The organism is Pelatocladus sp. (genome assembly GCF_059505505.1).
Map to the genome: position 1 here is coordinate 13094 of NZ_JCACKS010000211.1, position 15972 is coordinate 29065.

Genomic DNA, 15972 nt, shown 5'->3' on the forward strand with positions numbered 1-15972 from the left:
CTGCGAAAAGCAATACAGATTACGTCCAAACGCAGCATCTTCCATTAGAGAGATTTTGAGCGGCTTGTGCCGCTCGATCATTTAATTTCGGTAGATAGCTACATCTAAGTACAGTTGACGGCCGCTTCATGTTCACAAAAATTTGGCTACTTAGGATAGTAGATGTTGAATTGGATACTAAATAGCATAGTCTACTTAATTACACTGCTAATTGAAACACCCATGACCAAGATGTCTACTAAATTAGCTTTTAGGCATAATTTAGTACACAGTATTAATATCTAGCAGTGATGAAACAAGGTTTCTAAGTATACACGAGCAGCTCGGCGATCGCTATCTCCATTTTGGAGTAAAAACAATGATAGCGCCGCCGTTAAGACCCGGTTTTGATCCCAATCAGGATGCTTTTCTAAGTAGATTTTGAGAGATTCGTGTAGTGTTTCAGGAATTTCTGTAAAAATGCTAACAGTTGTATTCATGAGGTTTTTCTCCTTGGCGGTGTCCATTGACTAGGAAATATTGCTTTGAGTTATAGCCACAGGATGAGAGTGTGTAGGCTCTTTCTTTGCCTGCCAATAATTCTGTAGTAAGGTCAATCTCTTGGATTTTAGATTTGCGATTTTAGATTTCACATCAGAGCAGACTAAAAAGGTAAGCCGCATCATTTTGCGCCAAAAGGGGGTGGGGTTGTCAATGCTGCGAAATATTACGAATCAGTTCATGAAAAATACATACTTACGAAAATATAGGGCTTTTAAGCTTTTTTTGTAATATTTATTAACTTAAACTCAGTCTTAAATATCTCTGACAGTTATGAACAAACAATCCCCACCTCAAGGGTCAAAAGCTGATACCGTCGTAAACTATCTGTGGAAAACTAGGAAATAGCCTGTGGAAACTCTGTGGAATCAGTGAGGAAAATTTGCGAGAATAATAAGAATTACAAAAATATTAGATTAACTTATTTCATTGATTAGTTTTTGGTAATTGTTCACCAGCACAATTAAGGTGTAAGGATTTTTACTACCCTTACACCCTACAAGTTCAAAATTCAAAATTTATTTTTAATTAAACCAAGTGTTCATAACCGTATAAATACAGAAAAATTAGCGCCGACGTTCCTGTAACTTGCGATACACCGATTTCAAATCAACTTGATGGTGAGCAAGAGCGACAAGCGTATGGTATAACAAATCTGCAACCTCTGATGCGATCGCATCGTGATCATCATCCTTAAACGCCATGACGACCTCTGCACTTTCCTCACCAATTTTTTTTAAAATCTTGTTATCACCACCAGACAATAGTTTACAAGTGTATGAACTTTCCTGGGGCTGATCACGGCGATCGCAAATTACAGCAAATACTTGTGATAAAGTATCAGCAGGTGGTGGAGTGATATTTCCTTCTACCTGATGAAAACAACTGCGCTCACCAGTATGACAGGCTATATCTCCTACCTGCTCAACTCCAATGAGTAATGCATCACTATCACAGTCGTAACGAAGACTTTGCACTTTCTGAATGTGGCCAGAAGTCTCTCCCTTATGCCATAACTCCTCACGGGAACGACTCCAAAACCAAGTTTCTCTTGTTTCTAAAGTTTTCTGTAGGGACTCCCGATTCATCCATCCCATCATCAAAACAGTACCATCTAGATAATTTTGGACAATAGCCGGGACAAGACCGCGATCATCGTAGCGAATTTGATCAACAGGGATGACTTGACGTTGAGAATTGCTCGCAGAAAAAAACATACCAGGTGCTTCAAAAAAAGCGAGAATGATTTATGGTTTACGATACCATTCTAAAGAGGACAACTGGCACTTTTTGTCTGAAAATTTTTTCTATCCAGACTTAAATAACATAACTTTTATGCATAGCAGACTGCATCTTAACAGCACTTAAAGCGACTTGATGAGCCTTTGTAGTTTCACCATACCAATGAATTGCCGAATTATAAGCTGCCCGGTAAACATCTTGGTGTGCCTCGGATAAGCGGGTGCGAATCTCTACAGGCAAGTCTTGATTGGACTTGTATAACATATTGTTATTTTCCTGGTTCAGGTAATTTTATACGATAGAAGTTCTGAGAATACTTCACCCCTATCCCAAGATAGAGCTTTAATTATCCCACTGTTGAGGAGAGAACCTTGGTAAATACAACAATTAAAACCACAAAATCACAGGAAATATTCGCAGCTGCCCAAAACTTGATGCCAGGAGGGGTAAATTCCCCTGTTCGCGCCTTCAAATCTGTGGGAGGACAACCGATTGTATTTGACCACGTTAAAGGCGCATACATTTGGGATGTCGATGGCAATCAATACATCGATTATGTTGGCACTTGGGGCCCAGCTATTTGTGGTCATGCTCACCCAGAAGTAATTGCAGCATTGCATGAAGCTTTGGAAAAAGGCACTAGTTTTGGTGCGCCTTGCGTGCTAGAAAACGTCTTGGCAGAAATGGTGATCGATGCTGTTCCTAGCATTGAAATGGTAAGATTTGTTAACTCTGGCACCGAAGCTTGTATGGCAGTGTTGCGATTAATGCGGGCTTTCACTGGACGTGAAAAAATCATCAAGTTTGAAGGCTGCTACCACGGCCATGCTGATATGTTCCTGGTGAAAGCAGGTTCCGGTGTAGCTACTCTGGGTTTACCAGATTCCCCAGGTGTTCCCAAATCGGTTACTAGTAGTACCCTAACTGCACCTTTCAATGATTTGGAAGCTGTGAAAGCTCTATTTGAAGAAAACCGCGACCAAATTGCTGGAGTAATTTTGGAACCAGTAGTAGGTAATGCTGGGTTTATTCCTCCCGATACTGGATTCTTAGAAGGGTTACGGGAACTTACCCAGGAACACGGGGCTTTATTGGTATTTGACGAGGTAATGACAGGCTTCCGCATCGCCTACGGTGGCGCTCAAGAGAAGTTTGGTATTACCCCCGATCTCACAACCTTGGGCAAAGTTATCGGTGGTGGTTTACCTGTCGGAGCCTATGGTGGTCGTCAGGATATCATGTCAATGGTTGCCCCTGCTGGCCCAATGTATCAAGCCGGAACTCTTTCTGGTAATCCCCTAGCCATGACTGCGGGTATTAAGACCCTAGAATTACTACAAAAAGCTGGTACTTACGAGTACTTAGAGCAGATGACCAAGAAACTCGCAAATGGCTTGTTGCAAATTGCCCAAGAAACTGGTCATCCAGCTTGTAGCGATTCCATCAGTGCTATGTTTGGTCTGTTCTTTACTGCTGGTCCTGTTCATAACTACGAAGATGCCAAAAAATCAGATTTGGCTAAATTTGCTCGCTTCCATCGTGGGATGTTAGAACATGGTATTTACTTGGCACCATCACAATTTGAAGCTGGCTTCACTTCTTTTGCTCACACAGAAGAAGATATCGACAGAACGCTAGAAGCAGCTAAAGATGTAATGTCTCAACTTTGACTTTTCTCTGACTGAAGTAACAAAGATTTGAAGTAAATACTAGTAGTCCGCCACACCAACTTTGAGAGGTTTGTAGTGAGGACTTTAGTCCTTTATGAACGCTTAAGCGTACCCTACCCTACAGGAACGCCTTACGGCGTACGGGAAGCCGCTAACGCGTCTACACTACAAACCCAGCAAAGTTGACGGCTAGACCTGTAAAACTGCAAAATGAACCAGCGCGTCTATATTAAAACATAGGGGGAAACTGGCAGTGGAGAACCCAGAAATACCATCTGTGCGGAAAATCGTAGCAAGTCAGATTGTGGCAGTGACGGTGTACTCTGACAAAGCTTTGGTAACAAGAAAAGGTATAGTCTCCTTAACAGGACAAGAAAAAGAATTGGTAATTACTCCACTGCCGGAGATTGTTGAAACAGAGTCTGTTAGGGTTAGTGGTAAGGGAAAGGTAGCAGTACGCTTACTGGAAGTGAAATGCGATCGCATGTTTTCTACTGAACCTGTAGCAGCAAAAGTTGCTCACTTGACTCAGCAAATTCAACAATTAGAAGCAGAATGGCAACATCTACAAGCACAAATTGATGCTTTGGCGTTACAATCTAGCTTTCTTCAAGGTTTGCGCGAGAAAACAGAAGAACAATTTTCCATTAGTCTGGCGCGGAAAAATCTCAATCTGAGCGAGACATTAGATTTTCTGAACTTTATAGGAAGTCAGTATGGTGAGTATGCGATCGCCACAACCGAATGCAAAACTCGTCAGAAAGAATTAGACAAGCAATTACAAGCACTCCGCCAGCAGTTGCAAACTATTCAAACACCCCATCCCAAAGAAAGTTTAAGCTTGAGTGTAGGTATAGAACCTGCGGGTGCAGGCGAATTTGAACTCGAAGTATCTTACCTAGTGAGTCGTGCGAGTTGGACTCCTTTGTATGATCTACGGGTAAGCAGTAACAGCAATGTTGTCAATCTCGGTTATCTTGCAGAAGTAACACAAAGCACGGGTGAAGATTGGCTGGGTGTAGATCTTACCCTTTCTACCGCTAAACCAGGACTAGGTACACTCCCACCTAAACTAAAACCTTGGTATATTGACGCACCTCGTCTTATGCCACAAAGTTACGTAATGACAGCAGCACCAATGCGTGCTAGGAGTCAGATAGGTGCTGGGGAAGCCGATACAGCAATGCCAACTCCAGCACCAGGAAGCGCAGAAGTACAAGCAGACATAGCAGCTGAAACTGTGGTAGCAGAAGTATCTAGGGAAGGTAGTGTAGTTACTTTTAAACTGAGTAGTAGCGGAAATATACCTAGTGATGGCACACCCCATAAAACGACAATCTTTAATGATGATTTTCCATGTAGTTTTAATTACATCGCAATGCCGCGCTTGGTGAGTTTCGCTTATCTGCAAGCAAAGGTAAAAAATAACTCGGAAGGTGCGACTTTGTTAGCAGGTAAAGCAAATATTTATCGTGACAATATTTTTGTGGGTAGCACTCAGCTAGAAAATATTGCGCCAGGACAAGAGTTTAAAGTTAATTTAGGTATTGACGAAGGTTTGAAAATTGAGCGTGAGTTAGTTGAACGGCAAGTTGAGAAAAAATTAATTGGTAGTAACCGCAGAATTAGTTATGCATATCGGTTAATAATTACCAATTTGCTCAATCAACCAGCGAATTTAAAATTAACTGAACAATTACCAGTCAGCCGTAATGAACAAATAAAAGTCCGTCTGAATCGCACTAATCCCCAAATTCAATTAGGTGAAATGGGGATGTTGGAATGGGATTTGATGATTTCTGCTCAGAGAAAACAGGAGATATATTATCAGTTTATGGTTGAGCATCCGCCCCAGTTAACGGTGGTGGGGCTGGATGTATAATGAAAGTTAAAGAGATTATTCTGCCTATGTTCCAGATTTACCTGGGTGTGTAGCAACAGGTTTAACTCTTGAAGAAGTAGAGGAACAGATGAGAGAAGCTATAACTTTTCATTTGGAAAGCTTACGCGAAGACGGTTTACCAATACCTGAACCGACAACTCTGTGCGAATATGTTGAGGCTTAAACAGCGATCGCCCGACCAAAGTACTGGAAACCTTTTGGTTTGCTAGCACCAATCTACTGGCTATGCACAGGTAAAGATGCTCCTCGGATGCGACAGATTTAATGCAGCTAGAAAAGGAGATTATCAAGTTTAACCCTGTTCTTTGTTCCCTATTCCCAACTATAGTTTCTTTTTTGGTATTCCCTTGATCATTTAGTTTTTTCCTTCTTTGGCGAAATGGGTAAATTCAAACTGGGTAAAGGTGTACTCTCACTCTGATTTGGCGTTTCTTGCCATTCTGATAATTCTCGATTAACTGCATTCCCAAAATCTTTAGATACCAGTAGCACATCTACATTACCGTCTGGTTTCGGATTTAGATCAGTTTGAGCATATAAAAAACGATTATTAAAGTCAGATTTACCTAAAAGCAACTGATGATTTTGCTGATTTTTGAGTTTAATATCAATAGTTGCTTGGGGTGCAGTTAAACCGAATTCTCCTAATTGGTTAACAGAACTTGAAATCGTGCGTTCGCTTTCACCTTTGACTAATAAATCTGTTAAATAAGAAACGATAGCATCATTGGCTGGTACTTGTTGGGGAGATGTCATCCGCCATTTTGGACGATCAGAATTATTGTTGCGTTCCAAAATAATAGTGGCACTTTTTGTCTTGACTGCTAAAGACTGTACATCATCCGCCTGAAAAGAGAAAATTTGCTGGTTTTTGTTTTTGATTTCCTCTTGCTGAGTTTTCCAATAAAATTCATGAAAATAAACAAAACCACCCAAACCCAGCATTAACATAACCAAAATTAAAGTTGTTCGCTGTAATTTCATTTTTTAGTCATTGGTCATTTGTTAAGAAAAAGAGGTGTAAGGGAGTAAGGGAGTAAGGGTGTGAGGGTGTAAGAGGAAATAAGAGTTTTTTAAAAGACTCCGAAAAATTTTATCCCTACCCCAAAAAATCTTCCTACACCCCTACACCCTTGTTCCAAAACCTTAACACCAAGCGTATTGGTAACTATTTATCTACGCAACCACCACAAAAGAACTGCTACTGCAAACCCAATCAAAGGTAAAATTAACAGAGAAGATACAGCTAAAATATTTGCTTGTAAGCCTGTTAAATTAATGCGGCGGTTTTTTGCTTCTTTGGGGCGAATCGAAAGGGGTTGACGATCCTGCTGACTAGCCCAATTGACTGAGTTGAGAAATACGTCACCATTTAGCTGTTGTGTAAATGAATTATCTGTAGCAAAGTCTGAATCTCCTATAACTACCATGCGTGATTCAGTAACGGTTGAATTGCTAGGAGTAGGACTAGGAGAAACAGAAGGAGAAACAGAAGTACTGGGAGTGGGAGAGGGTTTAGTTTCTGCTTCTGGTGATATTGTTGGTGTAGGGCTAGGAGTAGCTTTAGTTGAAGCTGGTAGTTTCCGCGTTAAAGCTACACCTAACGTGAGAGGCCCTTTGAGATCTTTTCCTTCATTGAATTCTAAGTTTTCGTTGTTGAGATCGCTTTCTGCCCAAGTGTTAGGATAAGGCTTGGTGATGAGTAATTTTGTGGCTTCAACATCCGGTACTGGAGTAGTATTAACTGGTCGTGCTAAACGATAAAAAGAAATACCGTTACCAAAATCTTTAGTAATCGGATGCTGACCATATTCTGTAACAATGGGAACAGCAGGCCCAAGGCTAACATTCCCAGAGACATCAATTGCCAAACGATTATCTAACTTCACACCCCATTGTGTCAGCAAACTATCAATTTTGGGGTCTGTACCTTGATCAATCATCAGGACTAAATTACCACCTTGATTGAGATAGTTTTGCAAAGCTTTGACTTCAGTATCAAATAATTCTCGCTTTGGGCCAGCCACCACCAAAACATTAGCATCACTAGGAACAGTAGATTGAGAAATCAAATTAAGTGGGGCAGTAGTATAATTTTTGTTGCTTAATGCTTGGGAAGCTTGGAAAATAGCACCTTCACCTGCTGAAAGTTGGTGTTCGCCGTGACCTTGAAGGAAGTAAACTTTAGTTGTGCTGGTACTGCTAATTTGTTGGAGACTATTAGTTAATTTAATTTCCGAAAGGCGATCGCTAACATTCACAACTTGCACTAATTGCTTTTTTTCACCAGATTCTAGATAAACTTCTCCAAAATCCTTCACGCCAAATTTCTCAGTCAACCCTGGTTTGGCCTGCGGATCAGCGTATTCAAATTTAAACTGAGAGTTTTGCTTTTGATAACTTTCCAATAATTCTCGATCTTGAGGATTTTGAGTGACATCAAATACCCAAACTTTGACTGGTTGTTTTAAATTTTGTACCAGTTCTTTTGATTCAGGGGCAAGAGTAAACAACTTAGTTTCTGTTAAATCTGCCCGAAATTCATAGCGACTAGCAAAGAAATTAATTAACCCTAAAATTGCTAACACTGCCAAACTTGCAACTAAAGCATTAGTACCAGCTTGAGTCGAACGGCGTCCCCACCAGTTATTCTCTTGGCTTTGCCATATTAACCATAAACCAATTACTATTACCCCAGAAATAATAAATGCTAGGGGGACTGTTCCCCAACGTTCTGAAATTACACCGATTGTTAAGCCAGCAGCAACTAAAAATAAACCTGGCCAAATCAAATATTTCCAAAGTTTTTTTGTAGAGATAGTTTTCATTCTATTAGTCCTTTGTCCCTTGTCATTTTTAAAAAGTAAAAAGTAAAAAGTAAAAAGTAAAAAGATAATCCCCATAAATAAATTGAGGGGAAATAACCACGGACATATTATTTCTCGTGCTATGCATCTCAAAATAAATGTTTTTATTTTGTTCCATAAACAAATTTAGGGGCTTGTGACCATTTTCTCTTTTCTTTCTTTTGCCTTTTGCCTTTTGACTTTTGCCTTGTTTGGTCATTTGTCATTTGTAAAAAGTAGTAACTATTAATTAATAACTAATAACCAATAATTCCAAGTAGGGTAAAAAAAGCAGATTTATCCGTGGGGTTAATCCAAAATCTAAAATCCAAAATTGTTTGACCAATAACCAATAACAAATGACAAATGACTAATAATTACTGTCGTTGAAAGCGGAGTGCATCAATTGATTGTGCAGTCAGAAATATACCTAAGATAATGTAACTACCAAACAAGATGATGCTGCTACTATCAAAAATCCCTTGAATCAGATTATTGTAGTGTTTGAGTAATGACAAATAACCCAAAGCTTCGCCAATGGGGCCATTGATAGTTTTAGCAATTAAATCTACAAACAGCAGTAATAAAATCACAGCAAAAGTGAGGACAGCAGCTAAAATCGTGCTGTCTGTTAAAGAAGAAATAAACATACCCAAGGATAAAATTGCTGCTGCGAGCAAAATTAATGCTACATGTCCCAACAGAGGAATTGTCGGAGGTATGGGTGGAGTTGATGCACTTAAAGCGATCGCTTCCAACGCCAACATCGGCAATATTAGGGTAATAAAAAATGTAACTACGCCTAATAATTTACCCATAGCTACAGCCCAGTTTGTTAATGGAGATGTTGCTAAAAGTTCTAATGTCCCGCGCTTGCGTTCTTCTGCATAAAGTCCCATCGAAAAAAGCGGCAGTATAAACAGTAACAGCCATCCCATGCGATCTAAAAATGCTCGCACAAATTCATAAGGTACATCTATCGGTGGTACTGGTACTCCATACTGTTGTCCTTGTAAATCTAAGGCCGTGACTGCTGCCAAAATACCATCTGGCCCCATCAAAATTAAGATAAAAAACAACCCAGCTAAAAACCAAAAAACGCCAGCGATCGCATAAGCTAATGGCGAGACAAAATAACTCTGTAATTCTCGGCGATAAATGGCAATAATATTACTCAGTACAACACCCATTAAGCTGCTTCCTCCTCATTGGCTGCTGAGTTTGTCTCTGGTTCGAGAGTCTTTTCTTCTGTAGTTAGTTGTAAGAATACATCTTCGAGTGTGGCACTGACACGCCGCATTTCATATAAATCAAATCCTGTACGCAGTAAAGCTGCGGCGATATCTTTACCTGGTTCTGTACCTGAGTGGGATATAACTCGCAGATAAGCACGATTGTCTTTGGGAGACAAACCATGCATTGTTGCTAAAGGAATTGATTCTATCTGACTCACACTGGGCAAATTTTGCAATACTTGTTTAGCTAAATTTGCTTCACCACCAATTTCTAATTCATAGCCAGCTCCACTTGTCAACTGGGTCATGAGTTGTTCTGGAGTGTTTGTTGCTACAACTTTTCCGCTTTTGATGATGGCAACACGACTACAGGTCATACTAACTTCTGGCAAAATATGGGTAGAAAGAATAATAGTATGGGTTCCAGCCAGGCTTTTAATTAAATTTCGCACCTCAATTATTTGTCGAGGATCGAGTCCGACGGTTGGTTCATCCAGAATTATAGCTGGTGGATCATGAACGATCGCTTGAGCAATACCAACACGTTGTCTATATCCTTTAGAGAGTTTGCGAATAATGACGTGACGTTTGTCTTGCAAGTTGCAACGTTCGATCGCGGCTGTAATTTTAGTTGTGCAATCGCCTGCTGACACTCCTTTGATCCGCGCCACAAAATACAAAAATCCTTCCACCGTCATTTCTGGATATAGCGGTGGTGTTTCTGGTAAATAACCGATTCTTTGGCGCACTAGCAAAGATTGTTCATGAACATCAAAGCCAGCTATTCTAGCTGTACCGCTTGTTGCGGGTAAATAGCCAGCTAAAATTCGCATTGTCGTAGTTTTACCAGCACCATTCGGTCCCAAAAACCCCAGAATTTCTCCTGGTTCGACATTAAAAGTTACATCGCTAATTGCTTGGGTCGAACCGTATGTTTTACTTAGATGATCGACTTCAATCATTGGTTTAGGCAAATTATGCATAAAGAAACCCGGTTTCTAGCTTATGGAAAACCGGGTTTTTACATTTTAAGTGATGAATACAAAAAAGGTGTGGGACCTACGGGCGTAACCTCATAAAGAAAAAGAAAATATTGGGTTTACTTATTCAATCTGCTTTAATATCTGCGGAATGTCGGTTCTAAAAGAGTCGAGTGTTCAATCTCACGCTGCCTTAGTCGCAATTGCCCTTAGCCCCTTGATTTACTTATTGGCGACTCCTGCAAAAGTACCAATTCGCGCCACTTTTAGCACTTCCTGCTCAACTCAAAGCTGAACATATAGCCATAAATAGTCGGGAGAAACTCTGGCGTTTACCTCGACTAGCTCCAACAACTCATCTAGCCTAGAAGGAGACAAACCTAGCTCCTGAGCGCGTTTGCGTAACTTTTCATCTCCTTTTACCTGAAAGAAAAGTTGCTGGATCTTTACACCATTAATTTGAGATAAAGCATCGTTAATTTTGGCTACGAGTTTGGTTTTGAAAAGGAACTCAAATGCATATTTGACTAATTTTTTGTACCACTGATCCTCTTCACCAGAGATATTCAATTTGGTTAGGTTAACACAGATTGTTTCATCAACAACGGTGGCATCAAGTTCTGCTAACCCGACAGCAGTAATCGAAACCCAGGGAGTGTAATGTTTTTTGCGACTTATAGGATTTAAAACAAAAGATTCTCTGAATTGACCGCGAGCTATGCCATTGACCAGAAAACCTCCTGGCTTGAGAAAGGCTTCAAGTTTAAGTCTGATACGCTGCAACTGTGTGTTTTTCTCATTTTCAGCTTCAAACTTGTCAAGTTCAGCATTAAGAGGTTCTAGTACGTAGGCGGCGGGAATACCAACCTCAAACACTTTCCGAGCCAGATCGACGTTAATGGGGAATTGATCGCTAGATAAATATTCATCAGGTATCTGGATTCCTATGGATTTCTTTATGACCTTGGAAACATTATTTTCAGGTTGCTCCGCCGCACAAACCACTTCAGTGCTTGTATCATGTTTGTTGATTGTTTCTGGTACATGTTGCTCAGAAGATTCAGGAGGAACTGACACATCTGCTCCTATGCCACCAGCTTGCTGAATGCAGTTTGCTAGTTCTTTGTGTATTGCTTTGTTCTCAATACCTATAGTATTATACTCGATTACAATTGAAGCACTAGCATAATTAATATGCACATGTGTTACCGCACCCAGAGACTTCACCAATCGCTGTAACTTATCGGCATAGTCGGGATCTATTCGCAGACTAGGAATCTTAATGCGAATCCGTCCAGTGATCGCATGAACAACTTGATAATCTATTCTCTCTGATTGAACTGTCATGATTACAAGCTCTTTTCCACTTTCGGATTAATCTGTTTTTAACTGACTGATTTGCTTTTGTACTCAAAAATTGACTCGGAGTTTAGTTGCTTGTGTAAAAAGATTTTTGCCGCCTATACATGACATTATAATTATTCGGCTTAACTGGTATTAAACCGAATTCTGCTTGACTAAGCTTACAGGACTAACAATAGAAGTGCCGGAGTGATGCCGGCAACCATACCACTAATTACAATCATTAGCCCGTCTTTTTCAATCAAGCCAAGACAGATCATAACGATGATGATCGCCGGCAGCATATTACCAAAAGGAATTGGCAGGGCAATGATGAAGCTGAGAAATAACAAAATCACGCCGACACACCGTTCAGCTTCAGGGCTGGTGAAGAACGGCCAACGGGGTTCAAAAAAGCATTCCAGCTTTTCTAGAAAAGGGATGGCCCCGCAAATAACCTGCTCACAGTGCTCTTGTTTGAAGGGCTGATCTAGTATCCAGTCGGGCAGCCAGGGTTTCTCGAATCCGAGTACTAACTGACCGGAAACCAGCAGTAAGGGCATGGCAAGGAGGGCGGAAATTCCAGGAATTGGCAGAGGTAAGGCTTCAGGCAAAGCGCAGATCAACAGTGTTGAACTAAACGCTCGATCCCCCATCTCGTTAAATAAATCCCGTAGGCGTACCTCATCACCTTGATGCTGCTCCAGAAATCGTTGCAAAAGTTCAGAGATTTGCAGAGTGTTGCCAGAAGTTTCAGGGTTTTGAATAAACGGTATTAGTATGTTCAATTTATATAACCAAGATACAGACTATGGTTTTTGATTGTAACAGTCTTATATGCAGGGTTATTTCATTCTAAAGATTGACTTTAATTGTTTGAGGCTAATACCAATTGGCGTAAAGATGGGACGTGGTTGAAAATTCATGATAGTCTCCGAGACTGAACTCGGATCGAACAGGAGCTTGGATTGTACAAGTAGTTCTACGACCAAAACAAACTAAGGGCTTTGCCATACTCAAAAAACGTTGGGTCGTTGAACGAACTTTTGGTTGGTTGATGGGGTGTCGTCGATTGGTCAGAGACACGCGAGTTATTGCCTGAAACATCAGAGACGTTTATCTACCTTGCTATGATCCGTATTATAATAAAGCGATTGGCATAAGATTTGACTCTTCAAAACTTTTAAAACACCCTCTTAACACCAAGCGTATTGTTTTATAATAAGCATTTTTGCAAGCTTTCAGCTAAGGCTTGGACGTGAGGTTCTAAAACAAATGAATAGTGATTACCGGGTACGTTATGAATTTCAATTTCCTCAGCAGCTAAAACTGAGAATAATTCTACCCAAACTAAAGTAGGATCAGGAGCCATGATATGTTTTTCTCTGGCTCTAAAAATGGTAACTTTCCCAGGATAGGGACGACGTTGATAAAAATAAGTGGCTTTTAATGTTCCTACTAAAACATCTAAAATTCGGCGATTATTGTGACGTTCCACTCCTGGTGGAAAAATTTTGGCTTGGCGTGCTTTTTCGATGATGTAATTTAAGCTTTCTTCGACACTCAAATTTTCGATTTCGGCTAGTAAAATCAGGTTATCTTGACCAAACATTCCACCAAATACACGCGACAATACACCAACTAAGTAAACATCATCAATTTTTTTATTTTTATCTAACAAAATTGGCACGTAGGAATCTAAAATTGCTAGTAATGAAACTTCTTTTCCTTGTTGGTGTAATTGTTGAGCCGTTTCGTAAGCAACTACTCCCCCAAATGACCAACCACCAATTTGATATGGGCCTGTGGGTTGAATTGTTTGTATCGCTTGAGCATAAAGGCTAGCCATTTCTGTAACTGTAGTTAGTGGTTCTTCTTCACCATAAAAACCCTGTGCTTGTAAACCATAAAATGGCTGGTCAGTGCCTAAATAATGCGCCAAACTAAAATAGCAAAGTACATGTCCCCCGGCTGGATGTATGCAGAAGAAGGGACGTTTCGTACCTTTGGGCTGAATTGCTACTATAGGTGAGTTGGAAAAAATATCTGTGGAGTTTTGCAGAATTTCTGCTAGTTTCTCAATTGAACTATTGGTAAGTAAAGTTGACAATGATAACTCTCGACCAAATTTTTGTTCAATGGCATTTGTTAAATGTAATGCTAAAAGAGAATTGCCACCAATTTCAAAAAAGTTATCTCTGATATCAATTTCCGAAATCTGTAAAATTTCTGACCAAATCTGTACTAATTTTCTCTCTAAGTCATTGCGTGGAGGAGTAAAATTTTCATGAGTTATTAAATTAGAAAAATCAGGTTTGGGAAGCGATCGCCTGTCTATTTTTCCACTAGGAGTCAGAGGAAAGGAATTTAAGCATACAAAAGCTGAGGGAACCATGAATTCAGGTAATTTATCCCGAAGGAAATTCCGCAGTTCTGTTGGTGTGGGTGGTTCTTGATGAGAAACAATATAAGCAATTAAATGCTTGTTATTCAAATTATCTGTTTGGGCGACAACCACAACTTGGCTAATCTGGGGATGTTGCGTCAGTGTACTCTCAATTTCTCCCAACTCAATCCGAAAACCCCGAATTTTGACTTGATCGTCGATTCTGCCGACATACTCGATATTACCATCAGGCAAATAACGCGCCAAGTCGCCAGTTTTATACATCTGTCCTGTCGCAAAGGGATTAGCTACAAATCTTTCTGTAGTTAATTCTGGACGACGCCAGTAACCTCTTGCAACTCCCACACCACCAATGTAAAGTTCACCCACGACATCTACAGGCACAGGTTGCAAATGTTGATCTAGGATATATATTTGAGTATTTGCAATGGGACGACCAATCGGTACTGTTTGATATTGACTTTGAGGTTGACACTGCCAAAACGTTACATCGATTGCTGCTTCTGTAGGGCCATAAAGATTGTGTAGTTCACATCCCAAACGTTCAAAAAACCGTTCTTGCAAACTCACAGGTAAAGCTTCACCACTGGTCATTACCCGTTTTAATGACTGAAAATTTTCCATTCCTTTAGCTTGCAAAAATACTTGCAGCATCGAGGGGACAAAATGTAATGTGGTAATTTCTTCTTGGATGATTGTATTAATTAGGTAAGAACTATCCCGGTGTCCACCTGGTTGTGCTATAATCAGCCGCGCCCCGGTAATCAACGGCCAAAAGAATTCCCAGACAGAGACATCGAAGCTAAAGGGAGTTTTTTGCAGAACCTTATCTTGTTCGGTGAGTTGATAAGTGTCTTGCATCCATAACAGACGATTGCAGATACCGCGATGGGTATTCATCGCACCCTTGGGTTTACCAGTGGAACCAGAAGTGTAAATTACATAGGCGAGATTTTCTGGTGTGGTTGTATTCTGGAGATTGCGATCGCTATTTTGAGAAATCTTCTCCCAGTCAGTATCCAAGCAAATTGTGTGGGTTGGACGTGTTGGTAAATTATCAACTAAATGACTTTGAGTCAACAACACCGACACCTGGGAATCTTCCAACATATATGCTAAACGTTCTTGGGGATATCCAGGGTCAATTGGAACATAAGCTGCACCCGCTTTGAGAATTCCCAACAACCCCACAACCATTTCTAAAGAACGTTCCACACAAATCCCAACTAAATCTTCAGTTGCAATTCCCAAAGATTGCAAATAGTGGGCGAGTTGATTCGCTCGACAATTTAACTGATGATAAGTCAATTCTTGATCAGCAAACTTGAGAGCGTTCGCATCTGGTGTTTTCTCTACCTGTGCTGTAAATAATTCATGTAGACAAAATGACAAATCATAATTAGTTTGTGTCTGATTCCATGTAAATAATATGTTTTGCTTTTCTTCTGGACTCAGCAGATAATTTTCAGAAACACTACCTGATTGTCTTTCCGAATAAGTTTCTCGTTCTCCAATTTCTAGAAAATTATGTATAAACTTCATGATTCCCATCTTTAATAAAATAAATAATTAATTATTTTTAGTCAGATAATTAATATTAACAATTATCAGTTATATCAAGTTCAGATAATTAGTTGTAGCGTTTCCCAAGCAACTGAAGTACACCTAAACCTTTGATATCAAAACAAGCAGCTTTAAAAATGTACCTCACGCTTATTGAGAAACGCTATATACTTCCCACAGTCATTGCACCCCACCCCAACCCTCCCCGCAAGCGGGGAGGGTGCGCGTAGCGCGGGTGGGGTTCT

At 40.2% G+C, this 15972-nt stretch carries 13 protein-coding genes and 2 pseudogenes; 4 read left to right on the top strand and 11 right to left on the bottom strand.

Going from position 1 to position 15972, the window contains the following annotated elements; translation table 11 throughout:
- Positions 1-281: 281 nt before the first annotated feature.
- From AC5JMK_RS18310 to AC5JMK_RS18320, 3 genes are all read right to left on the bottom strand, one after another.
- The gene (locus AC5JMK_RS18310; RefSeq protein WP_009454132.1) at positions 282-479 is read right to left on the bottom strand and encodes a DUF2811 domain-containing protein; all 198 of its coding nucleotides are present in this window, start codon (positions 477-479) and stop codon (positions 282-284) included.
- A gap of 627 nt (positions 480-1106) precedes the next feature.
- Positions 1107-1757, bottom strand: a complete 651-nt coding sequence (gene hisIE / locus AC5JMK_RS18315) for a bifunctional phosphoribosyl-AMP cyclohydrolase/phosphoribosyl-ATP diphosphatase HisIE (protein ID WP_495910739.1) — start codon at positions 1755-1757, stop codon at positions 1107-1109.
- A gap of 100 nt (positions 1758-1857) precedes the next feature.
- Positions 1858-2046 (bottom strand): ChaB family protein, encoded by a 189-nt coding sequence (locus AC5JMK_RS18320; RefSeq protein ID WP_096677040.1) that lies wholly within the window; start codon positions 2044-2046, stop codon positions 1858-1860.
- 107 nt (positions 2047-2153) lie between these two features.
- Here AC5JMK_RS18320 and hemL point away from each other — a divergent pair, with 107 nt between their 5' ends.
- The 3 genes and pseudogenes from hemL to AC5JMK_RS18335 form a co-directional block, all read left to right on the top strand.
- Positions 2154-3452 (top strand): glutamate-1-semialdehyde 2,1-aminomutase, encoded by a 1299-nt coding sequence (hemL, locus tag AC5JMK_RS18325; RefSeq protein WP_495910740.1) that lies wholly within the window; start codon positions 2154-2156, stop codon positions 3450-3452.
- A gap of 253 nt (positions 3453-3705) precedes the next feature.
- A complete protein-coding gene (locus AC5JMK_RS18330; protein WP_096677042.1) occupies positions 3706-5334 on the top strand; it encodes a mucoidy inhibitor MuiA family protein in 1629 nt (542 codons plus the stop codon).
- Between the two features lie 28 nt (positions 5335-5362).
- Positions 5363-5518 (top strand): annotated as a pseudogene (locus AC5JMK_RS18335) (type II toxin-antitoxin system HicB family antitoxin); the annotation flags it as partial.
- 188 nt (positions 5519-5706) lie between these two features.
- Here the strand turns inward: AC5JMK_RS18335 and AC5JMK_RS18340 are convergent.
- From AC5JMK_RS18340 to AC5JMK_RS18370, 7 genes are all read right to left on the bottom strand, one after another.
- Complete coding sequence (locus AC5JMK_RS18340; protein WP_096677043.1) at positions 5707-6339, bottom strand: DUF4340 domain-containing protein; 633 nt, start codon at positions 6337-6339, stop codon at positions 5707-5709.
- Positions 6340-6527: 188 nt separating this feature from the next.
- Complete coding sequence (locus AC5JMK_RS18345; protein WP_495910741.1) at positions 6528-8183, bottom strand: GldG family protein; 1656 nt, start codon at positions 8181-8183, stop codon at positions 6528-6530.
- 28 nt (positions 8184-8211) lie between these two features.
- Complete coding sequence (locus AC5JMK_RS18350; protein ID WP_495910742.1) at positions 8212-8421, bottom strand: hypothetical protein; 210 nt, start codon at positions 8419-8421, stop codon at positions 8212-8214.
- A 157-nt stretch (positions 8422-8578) separates the two neighbouring features.
- Positions 8579-9391, bottom strand: a complete 813-nt coding sequence (locus tag AC5JMK_RS18355; protein ID WP_495910743.1) for an ABC transporter permease — start codon at positions 9389-9391, stop codon at positions 8579-8581.
- The gene (locus AC5JMK_RS18360; RefSeq protein WP_096679119.1) at positions 9391-10398 is read right to left on the bottom strand and encodes an ABC transporter ATP-binding protein; all 1008 of its coding nucleotides are present in this window, start codon (positions 10396-10398) and stop codon (positions 9391-9393) included. The genes AC5JMK_RS18355 and AC5JMK_RS18360 overlap by 1 nt, the downstream gene beginning before the upstream one ends.
- Positions 10399-10701: 303 nt before the next feature.
- Entirely contained in the window at positions 10702-11763 is a 1062-nt protein-coding gene (locus AC5JMK_RS18365) for an HMA2 domain-containing protein (RefSeq protein WP_096677047.1), read from the bottom strand.
- Positions 11764-11939: 176 nt separating this feature from the next.
- On the bottom strand, positions 11940-12545 hold the full coding sequence (locus tag AC5JMK_RS18370; RefSeq protein ID WP_096677048.1) for an exopolysaccharide biosynthesis protein: 606 nt from the start codon (positions 12543-12545) through the stop codon (positions 11940-11942).
- 176 nt (positions 12546-12721) lie between these two features.
- Here AC5JMK_RS18370 and AC5JMK_RS18375 point away from each other — a divergent pair.
- Positions 12722-12920 (top strand): annotated as a pseudogene (locus AC5JMK_RS18375) (transposase); the annotation flags it as partial.
- A gap of 53 nt (positions 12921-12973) precedes the next feature.
- Here AC5JMK_RS18375 and AC5JMK_RS18380 read toward each other — a convergent pair.
- Positions 12974-15706 carry an amino acid adenylation domain-containing protein gene (locus AC5JMK_RS18380; protein WP_495910744.1) on the bottom strand — a complete coding sequence of 911 codons (2733 nt, stop codon included), beginning with the start codon at positions 15704-15706 and terminating at the stop codon, positions 12974-12976.
- Between the last annotated feature and the right edge of the window lie 266 nt (positions 15707-15972).

Bases quoted from the DNA above. Each gene is read 5' to 3' on its own strand.
- AC5JMK_RS18310 (WP_009454132.1), bottom strand. From the start codon at position 479: ATGAATACAACTGTTAGCATTTTTACAGAAATTCCTGAAACACTACAC.
- hisIE (WP_495910739.1), bottom strand. From the start codon at position 1,757: ATGTTTTTTTCTGCGAGCAATTCTCAACGTCAAGTCATCCCTGTTGAT.
- AC5JMK_RS18320 (WP_096677040.1), bottom strand. From the start codon at position 2,046: ATGTTATACAAGTCCAATCAAGACTTGCCTGTAGAGATTCGCACCCGC.
- AC5JMK_RS18340 (WP_096677043.1), bottom strand. From the start codon at position 6,339: ATGAAATTACAGCGAACAACTTTAATTTTGGTTATGTTAATGCTGGGT.
- AC5JMK_RS18345 (WP_495910741.1), bottom strand. From the start codon at position 8,183: ATGAAAACTATCTCTACAAAAAAACTTTGGAAATATTTGATTTGGCCA.
- AC5JMK_RS18350 (WP_495910742.1), bottom strand. From the start codon at position 8,421: ATGACCAAACAAGGCAAAAGTCAAAAGGCAAAAGGCAAAAGAAAGAAA.
- AC5JMK_RS18355 (WP_495910743.1), bottom strand. From the start codon at position 9,391: ATGGGTGTTGTACTGAGTAATATTATTGCCATTTATCGCCGAGAATTA.
- AC5JMK_RS18360 (WP_096679119.1), bottom strand. From the start codon at position 10,398: ATGATTGAAGTCGATCATCTAAGTAAAACATACGGTTCGACCCAAGCA.
- AC5JMK_RS18365 (WP_096677047.1), bottom strand. From the start codon at position 11,763: ATGACAGTTCAATCAGAGAGAATAGATTATCAAGTTGTTCATGCGATC.
- AC5JMK_RS18380 (WP_495910744.1), bottom strand. From the start codon at position 15,706: ATGAAGTTTATACATAATTTTCTAGAAATTGGAGAACGAGAAACTTAT.